The sequence below is a fragment of the Arsenicicoccus sp. UBA2120 genome, from assembly GCF_002330965.1.
GTDB lineage: Bacteria > Actinomycetota > Actinomycetes > Actinomycetales > Dermatophilaceae > Arsenicicoccus > Arsenicicoccus bolidensis.
Genome location: NZ_DCYC01000006.1, coordinates 1 through 17,906, shown reverse-complemented (window position 1 = coordinate 17,906; position 17,906 = coordinate 1). Strand labels below are relative to the sequence as shown.

The window sequence follows — 17,906 nt, the reverse complement described above, 5'->3', positions numbered from 1 at the left end:
CACGCAGACGACTCCGGCTCCGACGACCCCGGCGCCCTCGGACATCCCGACGGGGGTCCTCGCCACGCCGGAGGCTCCGCGGTTCGCCGACCACTGCGTACCGGGCAACGGGATCGTGCACCTGCCGCGCACGACCGGGGTGAGCTACGAGTGGGACCGCCGCATCGGGCTGATCACCACCACGGTGGTCGTCGACGCAACCCCGGAGCCGGGCTACGCGTTCGCACCGGGCACGACCAGCCGGTGGACGCGCGACTATCCGGGCACCTGCGGGAGCGACTGACGTCTGCTGGCCCCGGGCCCGTGCGCTCACGGCGCCGTTGACGCCGACCACGTCTCGCGGCAGGCGCTCGTCATAAGACCGACCGAGGTGCCACTGCGGTCGCCCTCCGTCTCCGCGACAGTCCCCCGTCTCGGCGACCGTCCCCCGTCGGTCCGGCCATCCTCGGTCTGGTGCTGCAGCACCAGACGGGAGACGACCAAGCAGACGGGGGACGCAGCCCGAGACCCCGGACGGAGCCGCCCTGCCAGGAGGCGGCAGGGCCACGCCAGGGCGCACGAACGCCGTGCGTGCGGATCCACCTGAGCAGGTCAGCCGAAGAAGGCGGAGTCCCGGGTCGCGAGGAGGCGGTAGAGGCTCTCCTGGATCGTCTGCCGGATCTCGTCGGTGAGCGCGAACACCGTCATGGGGTCCTCCCCTGCCCCGGCCCCGAGCTCGTCGGTGCGCACCGGCTCGCCGAACTCGATGATCCACTTGCTGGGCAGCGGGACCAGCCCCATCATCCCCAGCCACGGGAAGGTCGGCGTGAGGGGGAAGTAGGGCATGCCCAGCAGCTTGGCCAGGCCCGAGGCGTTGCCCAGCATCGGGTAGGTCTCCTCCGCGCCCACGATGGAGCACGGCACGATCGGCACCCCGGCGCGCAGGGCAGCGGCGACGAATCCCCCACGCCCGAACCGCTGCAGCTTGTAGCGCTCGCTGAACGGCTTGCCGACCCCCTTGAAGCCCTCGGGCCAGACGCCGACCAGCTCCCCCGCCCTGAGCAGCCGCTCGGCGTCCTCGGCCGTGGCCAGGGTGGAGCCGGACTTGCGGGCCAGGTCCCCGACGACGGGCGTGGCGAAGACGAGGTCGGCACCGAGCATGCGCAGGTGCCGTCCCGCCGGGTGGTCGTCATACAGGGCCACCTGCGTCATGAGCGCGTCGAGCGCGATCGTCCCGGAGTGGTTGGCGACGACCAGGGCGCCGCCCTCGGCGGGGACGTGCTCGGCGCCGCGCACCTCGACGCGGAACCAGGAGCGGTAGAGGGGGCGCAGCAGGGGCAGGTAGGCGTGCAGCGTGAAGTCCTCGTCGAAGCCGAACTCGTCGACGTCGTAGTCGGCGGTCAGGCGGCGGCGCACGAAGGCCAGCAGCTCGGCGATCTGCCGTTCGGCCTCGTCCGGCGGGATCTTGGCCAGAGCGGCGGCGCTGCGCAGCACCTGCACGACGGCGTCGACCACGGCGTCCACGTCGATCGGGGGCACGGCTCGTGTCGGGTCGGCCGGCTGTCCGGGGCGAGGGTCGTCGGTCACGAGCGGGCTCCGGGGGTCGAGGACGGGTCGGGGAGCCACCCCATGGCGGCCAGGACGACCTGGGCGCGGCCCAGCCCCGTGCGGGCGAGGTCGACGCCCGGCACGGTCAGCCCGGCGGTCTCGGCGAACGACCCGAACGCCTCGCGGCTCGTCCGGCTCGGCTCGAAGCCGAGACGCTCCCTCATGCGGGTGGTGTCGACGACGCGGCCGTACGCCAGCTGGCGGAACTGCCCCTCCGGGAAGGTCGCCATCCGGGACCAGCCGTAACCGCGCCGCAGCAGGCCCTCGGTCTGCAGGGGCGCCTGCACGACGGGCCGGTGCATCATCCGTGCGCACTGGAGCACGGTGAGCACCCCGTCGCCGGCGACGTTGGTGACGCCGGTGACGCGGTCGGCGTCAGCGGTGGAGGCCAGCACGGTCGCCCGGACGCAGTCGTCCTCGTGGACGAACTGCAGGCGCCCGTCGAAGCCCGCGGGGACCGGCACGACCGGGAGGCTGAAGTAGTCGGTGAGGGCCGTGGCGATGCTCGGCCCGATGACGTTGGCGAAGCGCAGGACGGACACCTCGACGTCGGGGCGGCGCCGGGCGAACCCCGCGACGTAGGACTCCACCTCGGACGAGTCGCGCCCGAAGCCGTTGGCCGTGCGCACCCCCAGCGCCGCCGACTCGGTGAACACCGCGGGGTCGTGCGGGGAGGCGCCATACACCGCCGCTGCGGACTTGACCACGAGCCGCCGCAGCGAGGTGGCCTTCTGGCACGCCGCGAGCAGCTGCATCGTGCCGATGACGTTGATCTCCTTCTGCGACGCCCGGCCTCCGGCGGCCGTGGGGGTCGCGAGGACGCCCATGTGGACGACGGTGTCCACTGAGTACTGCTCCACGAGCCGGGTGATGACCGGGTTGCGCAGGTCCACGCGCACGAAGTCGACCCCGATCAGCGGACGTCTCGGTGGCACCACGTCGATGCCGATGACGCGGCCCACGTCCTCGCGGGCGGCGAGCGCCGTCGCGGCGAGCCCGCCCAGCAGCCGGGAGACACCCGTGACGAGCACGACGTCGGGCACGTGGACCTCCTGGGTGACGTTCGGTGACGCTGGGCTGGCGGCGGGCTGGCGGCGCGGCTGGTGGCCAGGCTGCTCGCGTGGCTGCTGGGGGGAACCTGTCCCGAGCCTAGGCCAGGGGTGACGCCGACGGCACCCGGGCATGACCAGAGCCCCCCGACCGTGGTCGAGGGGCTCTGCTGGTCACTTCTTGTTGCGGCGCTGGTGACGCGTCTTGCGAAGCAGCTTGCGGTGCTTCTTCTTGGCCATGCGCTTGCGGCGCTTCTTGATCACGGAACCCATAGCGTGTCCTTCGTCGAGCTGATCTGCAGTGTCGGTCGTGAGCCTCGTGCCGGTGCACGACGTTGTCACGTGCGCGTGGCGCGCTCACCGCCGACGAGGGAATCCGCCCCAGCCTAGCGCCCCGGGCTCTCCTCACCCAATCGACCGAGGCCGTATGCCGTCCGCGCCGGCCTCACGCGGTCTCGGTGTAGGCGCGCGCGAGGTACTCCTCGACGACGTGCTCGGGGACGCGGAAGGACCGTCCGACCCGGACGGCGGGCAGCTCTCCGCTGTGGACGAGGCGGTAGACGGTCATCTTGCTCACGCGCATGCGGGCCGCGACCTCGGCGACCGTGCAGAAGCGGACACCGTCGAAAGGACGTTGGGACGACATAGGGGATGGCTCACTCTCCGGGCACGAGGTGTCGTCGGCTTCCCCGTCGAGTCTTCACACGCGTGCTGGTTGGCACTCTAGAGCTCCGGTCACGCCGCGTGAGCAATCCGCGATGAGATTCACCCATGCTGTCCAGTCGACACGCCGCCGACCCCATGATCGGCGCCCATCTTGTGACGGCTAGTCGAACCAGACGTCGAGCCCGTGCAGCGGGAACGCCGCCTCGCGGGTGGCCATGACGGCGCGGTCCACGGGGTCCTCGGGGTCGTAGCCCGACTCCCAGCCCCGCCACCAGACGATGCCACCCTCGGCCACGCCGTCGCTCATGGACTCGGGCCCGGGCCGGCCGTGGCGCTCCAGCACGTGGTCGCGCCAGGCTTGCGGGATCGGGGTGTCCAGCCGGATCGGGTGGTGCGTGGCGATGGCCGTGAGGTGCGTCCAGGCGCGGGGCACCACGTCGACGACCTCGTAGCCTCCCCCGCCGAGGGCGACCCAGCGGCCGCCGCTCACCTCGTGGGCGAGCCGGTGCAGGCCCTCGAAGGCCTGCCGCTGGGCGTCCACCGAGATCGCGAGGTGCGCGAGCGGGTCCTGGTAGTGCGAGTCGCACCCCTGCTGGGTGATCAGGACGTCGGGGGCGAAGGCCCGCACGAGGGGGTTGACGGTGGCGTTGATCGCCCGCAGCCAGGCCGCGTCGCCGGTGCCCGGCGGCAGGGCCACGTTGATCGCGGTGCCGTCGGCCGAGGGGCCGCCGAGGTCGCGAGGGAAGCCGGTGCCGGGGAAGAGCACCCGGCCCGTCTCGTGCACGGACAGGGTCATGACGCGCGGATCGTCCCAGAAGCAGCGCTCGACGCCGTCGCCGTGGTGGACGTCGATGTCGACATAGGCCACCCGCTCGGCGCCGTGCTCGAGGAGCCAGTGGATGGCGACGGCCGCGTCGTTGTAGATGCAGAAGCCGGCGGCCCTGTCGGGCATCGCGTGGTGCATGCCGCCGCAGAAGTTGACGCCGTGCAGCGCCCGCCCCTCCCACACGTCTCGGGCGACGGCGAGGGTGCCGCCGGCGATGCGGGCGCTGGCCTCGTGCATGCCGAGGAAGGCAGGGTCGTCCTCGGTGCCGATCCCGAAAGCCTGGTCGGCCTGGGCGGGGTCCTCGCCCGCCGCACGGACGGCCGCGATGTAGTCCCGGTCGTGGACCCAGGCGAGCTCGTCGTCGGTGGCGACCGGGGGGGACACGAGCTCGACGTCATCGTGGTCGAACAGCCCCAGCTCGCGGCACAGTCGCGCGGTCAGGTCCAGACGGACGGGACTCATGGGGTGGCTCGGCCCGAAGTCGTAGCGCGTGAAGACCTCGTCCCAGACCACTCTCGTCGGCATCGACATGGAGCCGACCGTACCCGTGCGGGACCGGCCCGGCACGACGAGGCTCGCTAGCCGGTCAGACGCTGGTGCTGGCCACCGAGCCCGGGTCGTCCGCGAGGGGCAGGATCATCATCATCTCGTCGTCGTCGTCCTCGGTCGGCTGGTGACCGCGGGCCACCATGGGACGACGGGTGTCGGTGACCCGGAAGCCGTAGGAGCTGGCGAACGCCACGGCCGGACCGTTGTCGGTGCCCACCCAGTAGGACAGGTGGCGGCAGTCCATCGACCGGGCGATGCCGGAGGCGGCGCGGACCAGCTCGACGGCGACGCGGCGACCGCGCAGCTCGGGCCGGACCCAGATGCCGAACAGCTCGGCCATGGCGTCGTCGCTGCCGTCGCGGGGCGCCTGCGCCCGCACGCTGGCGACGCCGACCGGACCGTCCGCCGCCTCGGCCACGAGGCGGGTCGCCCGGGCCATGCGCTCGTGCCACAGGTCGTCGGAGAAGTCGCGCTCCTCCTCGTAGGTGGCCGCGAAGGCGTCCGGGGACTCCTTGAGCGCCGCCAGCCGGATGGTCCGGTAGAGCTCCCAGTCATCATCGGTCAGCACGCGCACGGTCAGCTCGGTCATGTCCCGCATCCTTTCATGGTGTCCGTGGCCGCTGCTACACCGGTCTGCGACCGATCCAGCGGGGCGCTGCGGCCTCGATCCGCAGGCGTGGCCGGAGATTTCAGTTGGGTCGAAGGGCCGATGGGGTCGAGGGGCCGGTGGTGTCGAGGGGCCGGTGGTGCCGAGCGTTCAGTGACCGCGGCCCAGCTCGGCCGAGCGCTCGGTCGCGGCCCGCACCGCCGCCACGACGGCGGCCCGGGTGGCCCGCTCGTCGAGGACGGCCAGGCCCGCGGTCGTCGTGCCCCCCGGCGAGCTCACCCGCTCGCGCAGGATCGTCGCCGAGTCGTCCCCCTCCGCCAGCATCGTGGCAGCACCGAGCAGGGTCTGCACAGCCAGGGTCGAGGCGACGTCGCGGGGCAGGCCCATCAGGACACCGCCCTCGGTCATGGCCTCGGCGAGGTAGAAGACGTAGGCGGGCCCCGAGCCGCTCACCCCGGTGACGGCGTCCAGGTGCTTCTCGGGCAGGGACAGCACGGCCCCCGACGGCTCGAGCACGGCACGCGCCAGGGCGAGGGCCTCGTCGCCGCAGCGGCTCCCGGGGCTGACCACGGCCATGCCCTGCCCCACCAGGGCCGGGGTGTTGGGCATGACCCGCGCCACGGCGATCGAGTCGGGCAGGTGCTCCTCGATGGCGGCGGAGGTGACGCCGGCGGCGACGCTGACCACGACGCCGCCCTCGCCGAGCCCGCCGGCCATCGCGTCGAGCAGGGCCGGGACGTCGGCCGGCTTGACGGCGACCACGTGCACGTCGGCCGCGCCGGCGGCCTCGGCCACGTCGGAGGTCGTGCGCACGGCATACGACCCGGCGAGCTCGGAGAGTCGCTCGCTGCTGGTGTCGACGGCGAGGACCTGGTCGGCCGGGTGCCCGCCGCGGACCAGGGCGGCGAGGATCGCCGACCCCATGGCGCCGACGCCGTAGAACGCGATCGTGCGGGACGCGAGGTCAGTCATCGGAACTCCCTGTCGAGGTTGCGAGGTCGGGTGCGCTCGCCAGTATGCCGAAGCCCACCGACAACCCCCACCCCGCGCCATTGGTCACCACTGGTGGATTTGATCGTTCGAACCATGCCTCGAGACGTCATTGGTGACCAATGGCGGCGCGGCGCGCGGGACGCGGGGCGCGGCGCGCGGCACAGGGGCGCGCGGCGCGCGGCACGGGGACGCGGGGCGCGGGGCGCGGAGACCCGGGGCGCGGGGAGGCCAGCGGCGGCGGGGTCAGCGGCGCGAGAGCAGCGAGCGCACGAAGAACGTGACGTTGGTGGGGCGCTCGGCGACGCGGCGCACGAGGTAGGAGTACCAGGCGGGGCCGTAGGCGACGTAGACGCGCATGCGGTCGCCGCGGTCGGCGATGGCGGTCTGCTCGAGGGGGCGGATGCCGAGGTACATCTGGTACTCGAAGTGCTCAGGCCCCTTGTCGTAGGACCGGGCGAGGGCGGCCGCGATCGAGGTCATGCGCGGGTCATGGGTGGCGACCATGGGATATCCGGCGCCCTCCATCAGGATCCGCAGGCACCGGACGTAGGACCGGTCGACGTCCTCCACCGCGTCGAAGGAGCGGCGCTCGTCGAGCTTGTAGGCGCCCTTGACCAGCCGGACCCGGACCCCTTCGGCAGCGAGGTCGCGGCAGTCCTGCTCGGTGCGCCGCAGGGCCGCCTGCAGGGCGATCCCCACGCCGGGGAAGTCCTGCCGCAGCTCGCGGAGCAGCTCCAGGGTCGGCTCGACCGTCTCGAAGCCCTCCATGTCGAGGGTCACGTCCAGGCCGGCGTTGTGCGCGGCCCGGCACACGCGCCGCAGCTGGGCGAGGGCGAGGGACCGGCCGGTGGCCTGGTCCAGGCGACCGAACGCGGCGGGACGGACGCTGAGCTCGAGGCGGTGGTCACCGACGAGCCCCCGGGAGACGGCCTCGGCGACGAGCCGTTCGTACTCGTCCACGGTGGCGTCGCTGCGGGCGCGCGAGTCGGCGTCCGGCCCGAGGTAGGACACGGTCACCGCGCGGCCGGTCTCCATGAGGTCGCGGGCCGCGCCGAGCGCCGACTGCGTGCTGTCCCCGGCGATGAAGCGGGCCAGGATGTCGCGCGTGCCCGGCGACTCCTCGATCACCGACTGCACGCGTCCGATGCGGGCGAGCCGCAGGGAGGAGGCGCGCAGGGCGTCACCGAGCTCCAGGATCATGGTGGCGCCTTCCGCGCAGGGATCAGGTGGTGAGCCCCAGGCTAGACCGTCCTCGGTGGTCAGGGCGTCCGGCGGCGCAGGGTCGCGGCCCCCAGCGCGATCGCCGCCACCACGAACCCCGCCATCACGGCGACGTCGCGCCACACGTCGGCGGCGGCGTCGGCCTGCGTGGCCACCGCCGTCATCGCGTCCACGGCATAGCTGAGGGGCAGCACGTCGCTGAGGCCGCTCAGCACGCCCGGCATGGCGTCGCGCGGCGTGAGCAGCCCGCACAGCAGGAACTGCGGCAGCACGAACGCCGGCATGAACTGCACGGCCTGGAACTCCGTGGTCGCGAACGCGCTCACGAACAGCCCGAAGGTGCACCCGAGGACCGCGTCGACGACGGCGACCAGCACCAGCAGCCCGAGCGAGCCGCGGACGTCCAGGCCGCACACCCACACCGCCCAGGCCGTGGCGACCAGCGCCTGCAGCAGCGCGAACACCCCGAACGCCAGGGCGTAGCCGCCCAGCAGGTCGCCCTTGCCGAGGGGCGTGGTGAAGAGGCGCTCGAGCGTGCCCGACGAGCGCTCCCGCAGGGTCGTGACGCTCGTGACGATGAACATCACCACGAAGGGGAATACGCCGAGCAGGGCAGGACCGACCCGGTCGAAGACGGGCGTCCCGTCATACACCCAGGCCAGGAGGCCGAGCAGGACGCAGGGCACCACGAGCAGGAGGGCGACGGTGCGCCGGTCGGAGCGGATCTGGGCCAGGATCCGCCCGGCCGTGACGAGCATGAGTCGGGGGTTCATCGGGAGCCTCCATCCGCTGGGCCGTCTGCGTCCGAACGGTCGATGAGGGTGAGGAAGGCCTGCTCGGCATCGTCGGCGCCGGTGGCGGCGAGCAGCTCGGGATAGGTCGAGTCGGCGAGGACGCGCCCCTCCCGGACCAGGACGAGCCGGTCGCAGCGCGCCGCCTCGTCCATGACGTGGCTGGAGACGAGCAGCGTCGTCCCGTCGTCGGCCAGGCGGTGGAACAGGTCCCACAGGCTGCGGCGCAGCACCGGGTCCAGCCCGACGGTCGGCTCGTCCAGGACGAGCAGGCGCGGCGACCCCACGAGCGAGCAGGCCAGGGACGCCCGGCTGCGCTGCCCACCGGACAGGGCCCGCGTGAGGTCGTCCGCGTGGCTGGTCAGGTCGACGAGCTCGAGGACGCGCGACACCTCGGCCTGGACGTCGCGGACCCCGAGCAGGCGGGCGAAGTAGGTGACGTTGGCGGTCACCGAGAGGTCGTCGTAGACGCTCGGGCTCTGCGTCGTGTAGCCGACCTCGCGCCGCAGGTCGGCGGACCCGGCCGGGCGGCCCAGCACCAGGACCTCACCGCCGTGGGTGACCTGCACCCCGACGACGGCACGCAGGAGGGTGGACTTGCCGCCGCCGGAGGGGCCTAGCAGACCGACCACCTGGCCGACCGGCACCTGGAGGTCGAGGCCGTGGAGGACCTCGCGAGCGCCGCGTCTGACCACGAGGGAACGCACGTCGATCGCCGCCGCTGCGGGCGCGGGCACGCGTGCCGGGTCGAGGTCGACCGCACCCGCCTCGTGCCGTCCGCGCTGTCTTTTCATCATGTGATGAAATCTAGACCTGTGCCAGCCTCCCCACAACCCCCGCCCTGGGGGCATGAGGGTGGGTCGGGTCAGAGATCGAGATAGCGCTGTATGACGGGACCGACCGCCGCCACGAGCTCGTCGGGCTCGGCGTCGGCGACACCGGGCAGCCCTGCCACGTAGCGCGCGAACGCCAGCCCGATCATCTGGGTCGCCACCAGCGCGGCCCGGCGCTCCAGGTCCTGCGGGCCGACGCGCGCCGCCACCCGGCCGAAGACCTCGTGCAGGAGGAACTGCCTGAGCAGGGTCATCGGGTCGTCGTGGGTCGCCGCCGACCGCAGCAGCGCCGCGATGCGTTCGCGCCCCTCGGGGTTGTCCCACACGTGGAGGAAGCCGCGCACCAGGGACTCCCCGAGCCGGTCGTCCGGCACATCGAGGATGCGGTCGACCACGACGCGCGGGTCGAAGGGCACCTCCATGGCCGCCGCGAACACCGCGGTCTTGCCGTCGAAGTAGTGGTGCACCAGGGCGGGGTCGACGCCGGCCGCGCGCGCCACGCCCCGCAGGGAGGTGCCGTCGTAGCCCTTGGCGGCGAGCTCGGCCCGGGCCGCCTCGACGATCTGTGCCCGGGCGTCCTCCCCCGCGGGTCGCCGTCCGCGTGGGCTCATGCGCCGCCGTCGGGCTCGGGCTGGGCAAGGTGGCGGCGCGCGAAGGCCAGGGACTCGGCCAAGTCCTCGCGGCGCTGGTGGGCGCTGACCTTGCGGGTGCTGACCTCCACCACGACGGATCCCGCGAACCCCGTGGAGGCCAGGTGCTGCAGCAGCTCCTTGGCCGGCTGCGAGCCGCGCCCCGGCACGAGGTGCTCGTCGAGCGCGGAGCCCAGACCGTCGGTCAGGTGCACGTGGTGCAGCCGGTCGCCGAGCGCCTGCGCCATCTCGAGCGAGTCCTCCAGGGCCGTCGCGGCGTGCGACAGGTCCAGCGTCACGTTGTCGTAGGGCTGCTCTACGGGGTCCCAGTGCGGCAGGTAGGCCTGCACCAGACGCTCGCCGGCGCGCCAGGGATACATGTTCTCGACGGCGATGGTGATGCCCGACTCGTGCTCGCGGGTCGCGACGCCGTCGACGAACTCGCGGGCGTAGACGCGCTGCCAGCGGAACGGCGGGTGCACCACGACGGTGTCGCAGCCGACAGCCCGGGCCAGGTCGAGGGACATGTCGATCTTGGGCCAGGGGGCCGAGTGCATGACCCGCTGCGTGAGCAGCAGCGTGGGGGCGTGGATCGACACCACCGGCAGCTGGTGCTGCTGCACGAGGTCGTTGATCGCGGCGGCGTCCTGCGACACCGGGTCGGTGTAGACCATCACCTCGACGGCGTCGTAGCCCAGGTCGGAGGCGATCCGGAAGGCGTCGCGGACACGCTCGGGATAGACCGACGAGGTCGAGAGGGCGACGAGGGGGGACGGCACGGAGGGCCCTGCTGGCTGGTGTGCGGTCACGTCGTCGAGCCTAGCCTCGCGGGGACTACTCCATGCGCATGAGGTCCAGCTCGTTGAGGATCACGCCCTCGCGCAGCGCCCACGGGCAGATCTCGAGACGGTCGACGCCGAGCAGGTCCATCGACGCCTCGGCCACCATCGCGCCGGCGAGCAGCTGGTGGGAGCGGCCCGCGGAGACGCCCTGCAGCGCCGCGCGGTGGGCGGCCGGCATACCGGCCAGGCGCGGGACCAGGTCGGCGAGGGCGGCGCGCTCGAGGTGCCGCTTGGCGTGCAGGCCGTCGCTGGCCGGGGCCGCGCCCAGGACCCGGGCGAGGGTGCGCATCGTCTTGGAGGTGCCCACGGCGAGGTCGGGCTCGCCGGCCTTGGTCAGCTCGCGCATCCCGCGGGCGATGGTGGCGCGGATCTGCTTGCGGGCCTCGCGGACCTGCTCGGTCGACGGCGGGTCGCCCTGCAGCATCGTGCGGGTCACGCGGCCCGCCCCCAGCTCGAAGGACATGGCCACGTCCGGGTCCTCGTCGATGCCCGAGGCGATCTCCAGCGATCCGCCGCCGATGTCGACCATCAGCAGCTTGCCGCTGGACCAGCCGAACCACCGACGCACCGCGAGGAAGGTCAGCCGCGCCTCCTCCTCGCCGGTGAGGATCTGCAGGTCGCCGCCGGTGCTCTCGCGCACCATCGACAGGACGCCGTCGCCGTTGCCCGCCTCGCGGATCGCGCTGGTCACGAAGCCCATCACGCGCTCGACGCCCTGGTCCTCGGCGATGCGCAGGCACTCCCCCGCGAATCGCTCCAGCGAGCGCACGCCCTGCTCGTCGATGTGCCCCTGGTCGTCGGTGTGCTCCGAGAGCCGCAGCTCCATCTTGTGGCTCACGGTCGGGAGCGGCCGGGCTCCCCAGTGGGCGTCGACGACGAGCATGTGGACCGTGTTGGAACCGATGTCGATGACTCCGAGGCGCATGGGGGCGAGCCTAGTGGGAGCCGGCGGCACTAGGCTTGAGGGATGCCCGAAGTCCCCCTCGACATCCCCCGCGTCTGGATCGAGTTCACCGATCCGGCCGACGCGGAGCAGCGCTTCCGGTGCGACCTGACCTGGCTGACCTCGCGGTGGACCTGCATCTACGGCAACGGCTGCGCCGGGGTGTATGCCGAGCGCCCCGACGACGGCTGCTGCACGCTGGGCGCCCACTTCACCGACGCCGACGACGTCGCCCGGGTGCGGCGCGTCGCCCGGCGGATGCCGCCCGAGCGCTGGCAGCACCGGTCGACCGGCCTGTCCACGACGCCACGTGGCACCCGCAAGGGCGAGGAGCCCCTCGAGGGCTGGCTCGAGCGGGAGGACGGCGAGCTCAAGACGCGTGTGGTGGACGGCGCCTGCGTCTTCCTCAACCGCCCGGGATTCCCTGGGGGACACGGCTGCTCGCTGCACCAGTGGGCCGTCGAGCACGGCGAGGCGCCGCACACGGTCAAGCCCGACGTGTGCTGGCAGCTGCCGACCCGCCGGTCCTACCGCACCGTCGAGATGCCTGACGAGACCAGCTATCTCGAGATCTCCATCGGCGAGTTCGACCGGCGCGGCTGGGGCCCCGGCGGTCACGACCTCGACTGGTACTGCTCCGGCAACCCCGAGGCGCACGTCGGGCGCGAGCCCGTCTACCGCTCCAACGAGGGCGAGCTGCGAGAGCTGATGGGCGATCTCGCGTACGACGAGCTGGTGATCCGGTGCGAGGCGCACCTCGCCGCCGTCAAGGCGGCCCGCGCCACCGGGGCCCGCAAGCTGCTGCCGCTGCTCGTGCACCCGGCCACCCTGGAGGCCCAGGGCGAGGGCGCGGTCACCAAGAAGCGTCGGTGAGCGGCTTTGCCCGACAACGACATCCGCGACGGGTGGGTCGAACCGTCCGCGGATCGGCTTGCGGCTGAGGCGATCCCGTCCCCCAACATCTGGAACGACCCGGACGCCTACGAGATCGAGAACGCCGGCGTGGACCCGGACGGCGCCATCGAGGCGGCGATGCGGTCCGTCCTGGGCGAGGCTGGCCGGACGGGCTGGGCGGGCTGCGACGTCCTCGACGTGGGGTGCGGATCCGGCTATCACCTGCCAGGTCTCGCGGCGACCGCGGACACCGTGGTGGGTGTGGAGCCGCACGGGCCGCTCGTCATACGAGCCCGAGAACGGTTGTCCCACCTGGGGATCCGCAACGCGTCCGTGGTGGAGGCAGGCGCCCAGGCGCTCCCCCTGGCGGACGGCTCGATCGACGTGGCGCAGGCGCGCTGGGCCTACTTCTTCGGCGCCGGGTGCGAGCCCGGCCTCGCCGAGCTCGAGCGCGTGATCCGGCCCGGGGGAACGGCTTTCGTGATCGACAACGACGCGACGCGGTCGACCTTCGGCGCGTGGTTCCGGCGCGCGTGGCCGACCTACGACCCGCTCGCGGTCGAGCGCTTCTGGCGGCGGCAGGGCTGGACGGCCGAGCGCGTCGACATGCGGTGGTCGCACCGGTCGCGCGACGACCTGGAGCGCGTGGTGCGGCTGGAGTTCACGCCGCAGATGTCGGACTGGATCCTGGCCCGGCACGGCGGGACCGAGGTCGACTACGCGGTCAACGTCTGGTGGCGCCGCTTCTAGCGACCCGCGCTGCGAGGGCCTGAGGGGGTGTGTCGGTGCCCGCGTCTAGGTTGGGACCATGGCCAGACCCGCGACCAAGACCACCAAGGCGACCTACCGCTGCTCCGAGTGCGGCTGGACGACGCCCAAGTGGGTGGGCCGGTGCGGCGAGTGCCAGGCCTGGGGGTCCGTGAGCGAGATCGGCGCCGTCTCCATCCGCACGGCCGCCGCGACCCACGTGGAGCGGCCGGCGGTGCCCATCGGCCAGGTCGACGCGCGACGCGCCGAGGCCCGCTCGACCGGGGTCGGCGAGTTCGACCGGGTGCTGGGCGGCGGACTCGTGGCGGGCGCCGTGGTGCTCGTGGCGGGCGAGCCGGGCATCGGCAAGTCCACCCTGCTGCTCGACGTGGCGGCGCAGGTCGCGCAGGCCGGCGGCACCGTGCTCTACGTCAGCGGCGAGGAGTCCGCGGCCCAGGTGCGCGTGCGCGCCGAGCGGATCGGCGCCATCGCCGACCGCCTCTACCTGGCGTCCGAGACCGACCTGTCGACGCTGCTCGGCCAGGTCGAGGCGGTCAAGCCCGACCTGCTCGTGGTCGACTCGGTGCAGACGATCAGCTCGGTCGAGGTCGACGGCTCGGCGGGCAACGTGTCTCAGGTCCGCGAGGTCGCCGCCAGCGTCATCGCGGCCGCCAAGCGCCGGCACATGGCCACCCTGCTCGTCGGGCACGTCACCAAGGACGGGTCCATCGCCGGGCCCCGCGTGCTGGAGCACCTGGTCGACGTGGTGGTGCAGTTCGAGGGCGAGCGCCACAGCCGGCTGCGGCTCGTCCGCGCCGTCAAGAACCGCTACGGACCGACGGACGAGGTCGGCTGCTTCGACCTGTCCGACGTGGGCATCGTCGGCCTGGCCGACCCCAGCGGGCTCTTCCTCTCCAGCCGCGACAGCGAGGTCCCCGGCACCTGCGTCACCGTCACCCTCGAGGGCCGGCGACCGCTGGTCAGCGAGGTGCAGGCGCTGATGGACCAGACCACCGCGACCAACCCGAGGCGCACGACCAGCGGCGTCGACCACAACCGCACAGCGATGACCCTGGCCGTCCTGCACAAGCACGCCGCCCAGCCCGTCGACAAGCACGACGCCTACATCGCCACCGTCGGCGGCGCCCGCCTCACCGAGCCCGCCGCCGACCTGGCCGTGGCGATCGCCATCGCGTCCTCCCTCCTCGAGAAGCCCGTCCCCTCCGGCACGGTCGCCTTCGGCGAGGTGGGCCTGGCCGGCGAGGTGCGCCAGTGCACCGGCCTGCAGCGCCGCCTGATGGAGGCAGCGCGACTGGGCTTCCGGCGCGCCATCGTGCCGGCGGGCACCCGCGCCCAGGGCCAGCTGCCCGACGGGATCCAGGTGCTCGAGGTCACCCACGTGGGGCGGGCGGTGGGGATCGCGCTCGACCTGTGACGAGGACGACCCCACCTGACGGACGGATACCCCGCGTGTTCGCCCGTCGACGCCGCTTGCGCCGTTAGGATGATGCGGGAGCAGTGCAGGCGATCCCCGCCGCACGCTGCGTCGAGCGCGGGCACCGACCGGGCTCGGGCGCAGGCTCTGACGACGAGGAGTGATCGTGGACGGCCGCCCGGACGACGACCTGATGCTGACCGCCCTCGCTGCCGTGGCCCCCGGCACCGACCTGCGCGACGGGCTCGAGCGCATCCTCCGCGGCCGCACCGGCGCCCTGATCGTGCTGGGCAACGACAAGCTCGTCGACCAGATCGCGACCGGCGGCTTCCCCATCGACATCGAGTTCTCCGCGACCCGCCTGCGCGAGCTGGCCAAGATGGACGGCGCCATCGTCGTCAACAAGGACCTGAGCCGCATCGTCAAGGCCGCCACCCAGCTGCTGCCCGACGCCTCGATCGAGACCAGCGAGTCCGGCACGCGGCACCGCACCGCCGAGCGCGTGGCCAAGCAGACCGGCTACCCCGTCATCTCGGTGAGCCAGTCGATGCAGATCATCGCGCTCTACGTCGGCGGGCAGCGCCGCGTCATCGAGAACTCCTCCGCGATCCTGTCGCACGCCAACCAGGCCCTCGCCACGCTGGGCCGCTACAAGGCCCGGCTCGACGAGGTCACCGGCACCCTCTCCGCCCTGGAGATCGAGGACCTGGTCACGGTCCGCGACGTCATGGCGGTCCTGCAGCGCCTCGAGATGGTCCGGCGCATCAGCGAGGAGATCGAGGACTACGTCGTCGAGCTCGGCACCGACGGCCGGCTGCTGTCCCTGCAGCTCGAGGAGCTCACCCAGGGCGTCGGCAACGACCGCGAGCTCGTCATCCGCGACTACCTGCACGAGGCCGCGGTCGCCGCCGACCACCCCGTGCAGAACGGTCTGGCCGAGCTCGCCGCCCTCACGACGCCCGAGCTCATCGACCTGCAGATCGTGTCCCGCGCCCTGGGCTTCTCCGCCTCGGCCGACGTGCTCGACCAGGCGGTCAGCCCGATCGGCTTCCGCCTGCTGTCCAAGATCCCGCGCCTGCCGGCCACGATCGTCGACCGTCTCGTCGACCACTTCGGCTCGCTGCAGCGGCTGCTCGCGGCCAGCCTCGAGGACCTCATGGACGTCGACGGCGTCGGCGAGTCCCGCGCCCGCGCGGTCCGCGAGGGCCTGTCCCGCCTGGCCGAGTCCAGCATCCTCGAGCGCTACGTCTGACCCTGACGGCGGCCCGCAACGACCGCGGGCCCGTCATACGACCTCATGAGCGACGACCACGGCGACCTCGGCGACCTGCACGAGCCGATCCTCGGCTGGTATGCCGACCATGCCCGCGACCTGCCGTGGCGCCACGACGACTGCTCCGCGTGGGGCGTGCTCGTCTCCGAGGTGATGCTGCAGCAGACCCCCGTGGCCCGCGTGCTGCCCGTCTGGCTGGAGTGGATGGAGCGGTGGCCCACGCCCCGCGACCTCGCGCTCGCCCCCGCCGGTGACGCGGTCAGGGCATGGGGGCGGCTGGGCTACCCGCGTCGGGCGCTGCGCCTGCGCCAGTGCGCCGTCGCCATCGTCGAGCAGCACGGGGGCGAGGTGCCCGCGACCGAGGTCGAGCTGCTCACGCTGGCCGGCGTGGGGACCTACACGGCGGCGGCCGTCGCGTGCTTCGCGCACGGGGAGCGCACCGTCGTCGTCGACACCAACGTCCGTCGCGTGGAGGCCCGGGCCGTCACCGGCGCGGCCCTGCCCGCCGCCGCGCTCACCCGCGCCGAGACGGCTCTGGCCGCGACGCTCGTCCCGGCCGACCCCGAGGTCGCCCGCGTCTGGAACGTCGCCGTCATGGAGCTCGGCGCCCTCGTCTGCACCGCTCGCAGCCCCCGCTGCCCCGACTGCCCGGTGGCGCACCTGTGCGCGTGGCGTCTCGCCGGCTCGCCGGTCTATGACGGACCGCCGCGCAAGGGCCAGGCCTGGGAGGGCACCGACCGGCAGGTGCGCGGCGCGATGCTGGCGGTGCTGCGCGCCGCCGACGGCCCCGTGGGTCTCGCAGACCTGGCGACGGCCTGCCCCGACGACGAGGTCCGGCGCATGCGCTGCCTCGACGGGCTCGTGACGGACGGCCTCGTCGAGCCGCTCGGACGCGGCCGGTTCACGCTCCCGCGCTGATCCGCGCGCCGGATCCTCGGCGCAGACCTCCCCGCGACGGCCGTCGTGGGGAGAGGATGGCCGTATGCCGATCCCCATCGCGCCCCGCAAGATCGACGTCCCGTCCGTGCGGCGGGCCCTGCACCGAGGCATCGCCGCCAGGGCTCCCAAGCTGCACGCCCCCGAGGGCGCCGAGTCCGGGCTCGCCCGCCCGACCGGCGCCACCGGTGCCGACGGAGTGGGCGCTGCCGGTGTCGGCGCCGCCCATGTCGGCGCCTCCGGTGTCGACACTGACGGCGTCGACCGGGTCAGCCATGGCGCCGGTGACGCTCGCCAGCTGGTGCAGCTCGTGGTGCTCGGCGAGTCGACGGCTCTCGGCATCGGCTGCGACGAGCCGTCGCAGATCCTCGCGGCCCAGCTCGCGCAAGTGCTGGCCGACCGCGAGGGCCGCGACGTGGCCTGGCGGACGCTCGCGGCGGACGACGCCACGGCGGACTACTGCACGCTGCACCTCGTGCCCCGCCTCGAGGCCGAGGCAGAGGCAGGTCGCGCCCCCGTCGACGTCGTCGTCATCGCCATCGGCGTCAACGACCTGCTGCGTGGCCACCGCCCCGGGCGGTTCGCCCGCGACGTGGAGGCCCTGGTCAACCGCACCCGGGCAGTCGCACCCGACGCCGCGATCGTGATCTCCGGCCTGCCCGAGCCCCGCTCCATGCCGCTGCTCCCCCGCCCCGTCGCGTCCCTGCTCGGCCTGGCGGGGGGACGTCTCGACGGGGTCCTGCGCGACGCGGCCCGCCGTCATCGCCTGACCCACGTCCCGGTCTCGCACCTGCCCATGACGCCGGACGACCTCGCCGCGGACGGCTTCCACCCCGGTCCGGCCGCGTGCCGGGTCTGGGCCCAGGAGCTGGCCTCCGGCATACCGGCGCGAAACGCCCGAAACTGACCCGTCAGGGCAGCCCAAGCCCCCACCACCGCCCGCACCCGCCCGAAACTGACCCGCCAGGGCAGCTCGAGCCCTCGCCGCGGACGGCTTCCACCCCGGTCCGGCCGCGTGCCGGGTCTGGGCCCAGCAGCTGGCCTCCGGCATACCGGCGCGAAACGCCCGAAACTGACCCGTCAGG

Annotated in this window: 20 protein-coding genes; 7 read left to right on the top strand and 13 right to left on the bottom strand. The window is 73.3% G+C overall.

The annotated features are described in order from the left end of the window. A partial coding sequence (locus B2P18_RS00345) for a hypothetical protein (RefSeq protein ID WP_286955286.1) occupies window positions 1–283 on the top strand: 283 nt, incomplete at its 5' end. A 308-nt stretch (window positions 284–591) separates the two neighbouring features. On the opposite strand, the gene B2P18_RS00340 is transcribed toward B2P18_RS00345, so the two are convergent. The 13 genes from B2P18_RS00340 to B2P18_RS00280 all read right to left on the bottom strand — a co-directional run bounded on the left by B2P18_RS00340 (window position 592) and on the right by B2P18_RS00280 (window position 11,518). Then, window positions 592–1,518: a lysophospholipid acyltransferase family protein gene (locus B2P18_RS00340; protein WP_286955284.1), complete on the bottom strand. Its 927-nt coding sequence runs from the start codon at window positions 1,516–1,518 to the stop codon at window positions 592–594. A gap of 44 nt (window positions 1,519–1,562) precedes the next feature. Beyond that, window positions 1,563–2,630: an NAD-dependent epimerase/dehydratase family protein gene (locus B2P18_RS00335; protein WP_029212736.1), complete on the bottom strand. Its 1,068-nt coding sequence runs from the start codon at window positions 2,628–2,630 to the stop codon at window positions 1,563–1,565. Window positions 2,631–2,810: 180 nt separating this feature from the next. Next, window positions 2,811–2,909, bottom strand: coding sequence for a 30S ribosomal protein bS22 (locus tag B2P18_RS00330; protein WP_003792170.1), 99 nt, complete (start codon window positions 2,907–2,909; stop codon window positions 2,811–2,813). Between the two features lie 172 nt (window positions 2,910–3,081). Then, a complete protein-coding gene (locus B2P18_RS00325; RefSeq protein WP_019286471.1) occupies window positions 3,082–3,282 on the bottom strand; it encodes a helix-turn-helix domain-containing protein in 201 nt (66 codons plus the stop codon). Window positions 3,283–3,462: 180 nt separating this feature from the next. Beyond that, window positions 3,463–4,659 (bottom strand): acetoin utilization protein AcuC, encoded by a 1,197-nt coding sequence (locus B2P18_RS00320; RefSeq protein ID WP_029212737.1) that lies wholly within the window; start codon window positions 4,657–4,659, stop codon window positions 3,463–3,465. 55 nt (window positions 4,660–4,714) lie between these two features. Beyond that, on the bottom strand, window positions 4,715–5,266 hold the full coding sequence (locus B2P18_RS00315; RefSeq protein WP_019286473.1) for a GNAT family N-acetyltransferase: 552 nt from the start codon (window positions 5,264–5,266) through the stop codon (window positions 4,715–4,717). 168 nt (window positions 5,267–5,434) lie between these two features. After that, entirely contained in the window at window positions 5,435–6,256 is an 822-nt protein-coding gene (gene proC, locus B2P18_RS00310; RefSeq protein WP_286955278.1) for a pyrroline-5-carboxylate reductase, read from the bottom strand. A gap of 264 nt (window positions 6,257–6,520) precedes the next feature. After that, entirely contained in the window at window positions 6,521–7,477 is a 957-nt protein-coding gene (locus tag B2P18_RS00305) for a proline dehydrogenase family protein (RefSeq protein ID WP_286955277.1), read from the bottom strand. A gap of 59 nt (window positions 7,478–7,536) precedes the next feature. Continuing rightward, window positions 7,537–8,271, bottom strand: a complete 735-nt coding sequence (locus B2P18_RS00300) for an ABC transporter permease (RefSeq protein ID WP_019286476.1) — start codon at window positions 8,269–8,271, stop codon at window positions 7,537–7,539. Beyond that, window positions 8,268–9,086: an ABC transporter ATP-binding protein gene (locus B2P18_RS00295; protein ID WP_029212739.1), complete on the bottom strand. Its 819-nt coding sequence runs from the start codon at window positions 9,084–9,086 to the stop codon at window positions 8,268–8,270. The genes B2P18_RS00300 and B2P18_RS00295 overlap by 4 nt, the downstream gene beginning before the upstream one ends. Window positions 9,087–9,154: 68 nt before the next feature. Beyond that, the gene (locus tag B2P18_RS00290; protein WP_019286478.1) at window positions 9,155–9,733 is read right to left on the bottom strand and encodes a TetR/AcrR family transcriptional regulator; all 579 of its coding nucleotides are present in this window, start codon (window positions 9,731–9,733) and stop codon (window positions 9,155–9,157) included. Further along, window positions 9,730–10,560 (bottom strand): sugar phosphate isomerase/epimerase family protein, encoded by an 831-nt coding sequence (locus B2P18_RS00285; protein ID WP_286955274.1) that lies wholly within the window; start codon window positions 10,558–10,560, stop codon window positions 9,730–9,732. Before B2P18_RS00285 ends, B2P18_RS00290 begins: the two co-directional genes overlap by 4 nt. A gap of 25 nt (window positions 10,561–10,585) precedes the next feature. Continuing rightward, a complete protein-coding gene (locus tag B2P18_RS00280; RefSeq protein WP_286955271.1) occupies window positions 10,586–11,518 on the bottom strand; it encodes a Ppx/GppA phosphatase family protein in 933 nt (310 codons plus the stop codon). Window positions 11,519–11,560: 42 nt separating this feature from the next. Between B2P18_RS00280 and B2P18_RS00275 the strand changes: the two genes are divergently transcribed. From B2P18_RS00275 to B2P18_RS00250, 6 genes are all read left to right on the top strand, one after another. After that, window positions 11,561–12,409 carry a hypothetical protein gene (locus B2P18_RS00275; RefSeq protein WP_286955269.1) on the top strand — a complete coding sequence of 283 codons (849 nt, stop codon included), beginning with the start codon at window positions 11,561–11,563 and terminating at the stop codon, window positions 12,407–12,409. A 6-nt stretch (window positions 12,410–12,415) separates the two neighbouring features. Next, window positions 12,416–13,180 (top strand): class I SAM-dependent methyltransferase, encoded by a 765-nt coding sequence (locus B2P18_RS00270; RefSeq protein WP_029212744.1) that lies wholly within the window; start codon window positions 12,416–12,418, stop codon window positions 13,178–13,180. Window positions 13,181–13,238: 58 nt separating this feature from the next. Beyond that, window positions 13,239–14,612, top strand: coding sequence for a DNA repair protein RadA (radA, locus tag B2P18_RS00265; protein WP_019286484.1), 1,374 nt, complete (start codon window positions 13,239–13,241; stop codon window positions 14,610–14,612). 193 nt (window positions 14,613–14,805) lie between these two features. Continuing rightward, window positions 14,806–15,864 carry a DNA integrity scanning diadenylate cyclase DisA gene (disA, locus tag B2P18_RS00260; RefSeq protein WP_286955287.1) on the top strand — a complete coding sequence of 353 codons (1,059 nt, stop codon included), beginning with the start codon at window positions 14,806–14,808 and terminating at the stop codon, window positions 15,862–15,864. Between the two features lie 45 nt (window positions 15,865–15,909). Next, a complete protein-coding gene (locus B2P18_RS00255; protein WP_286955266.1) occupies window positions 15,910–16,803 on the top strand; it encodes an A/G-specific adenine glycosylase in 894 nt (297 codons plus the stop codon). Between the two features lie 64 nt (window positions 16,804–16,867). Further along, complete coding sequence (locus B2P18_RS00250) at window positions 16,868–17,728, top strand: SGNH/GDSL hydrolase family protein (protein ID WP_286955265.1); 861 nt, start codon at window positions 16,868–16,870, stop codon at window positions 17,726–17,728. The last annotated feature ends 178 nt before the right edge of the window (window positions 17,729–17,906 follow it).

What these genes read in the sequence shown, in the direction of transcription:
- B2P18_RS00330 (WP_003792170.1), bottom strand. Translation starts at nt 2,909, where the DNA reads ATGGGTTCCGTGATCAAGAAGCGCCGCAAGCGCATGGCCAAGAAGAAG.
- B2P18_RS00325 (WP_019286471.1), bottom strand. Translation starts at nt 3,282, where the DNA reads ATGTCGTCCCAACGTCCTTTCGACGGTGTCCGCTTCTGCACGGTCGCC.
- B2P18_RS00320 (WP_029212737.1), bottom strand. Translation starts at nt 4,659, where the DNA reads ATGTCGATGCCGACGAGAGTGGTCTGGGACGAGGTCTTCACGCGCTAC.
- B2P18_RS00315 (WP_019286473.1), bottom strand. Translation starts at nt 5,266, where the DNA reads ATGACCGAGCTGACCGTGCGCGTGCTGACCGATGATGACTGGGAGCTC.
- proC (WP_286955278.1), bottom strand. Translation starts at nt 6,256, where the DNA reads ATGACTGACCTCGCGTCCCGCACGATCGCGTTCTACGGCGTCGGCGCC.
- B2P18_RS00305 (WP_286955277.1), bottom strand. Translation starts at nt 7,477, where the DNA reads ATGATCCTGGAGCTCGGTGACGCCCTGCGCGCCTCCTCCCTGCGGCTC.
- B2P18_RS00300 (WP_019286476.1), bottom strand. Translation starts at nt 8,271, where the DNA reads ATGAACCCCCGACTCATGCTCGTCACGGCCGGGCGGATCCTGGCCCAG.
- B2P18_RS00295 (WP_029212739.1), bottom strand. Translation starts at nt 9,086, where the DNA reads ATGATGAAAAGACAGCGCGGACGGCACGAGGCGGGTGCGGTCGACCTC.
- B2P18_RS00290 (WP_019286478.1), bottom strand. Translation starts at nt 9,733, where the DNA reads ATGAGCCCACGCGGACGGCGACCCGCGGGGGAGGACGCCCGGGCACAG.
- B2P18_RS00280 (WP_286955271.1), bottom strand. Translation starts at nt 11,518, where the DNA reads ATGCGCCTCGGAGTCATCGACATCGGTTCCAACACGGTCCACATGCTC.
- B2P18_RS00275 (WP_286955269.1), top strand. Translation starts at nt 11,561, where the DNA reads ATGCCCGAAGTCCCCCTCGACATCCCCCGCGTCTGGATCGAGTTCACC.
- radA (WP_019286484.1), top strand. Translation starts at nt 13,239, where the DNA reads ATGGCCAGACCCGCGACCAAGACCACCAAGGCGACCTACCGCTGCTCC.
- disA (WP_286955287.1), top strand. Translation starts at nt 14,806, where the DNA reads ATGCTGACCGCCCTCGCTGCCGTGGCCCCCGGCACCGACCTGCGCGAC.
- B2P18_RS00255 (WP_286955266.1), top strand. Translation starts at nt 15,910, where the DNA reads ATGAGCGACGACCACGGCGACCTCGGCGACCTGCACGAGCCGATCCTC.
- B2P18_RS00250 (WP_286955265.1), top strand. Translation starts at nt 16,868, where the DNA reads ATGCCGATCCCCATCGCGCCCCGCAAGATCGACGTCCCGTCCGTGCGG.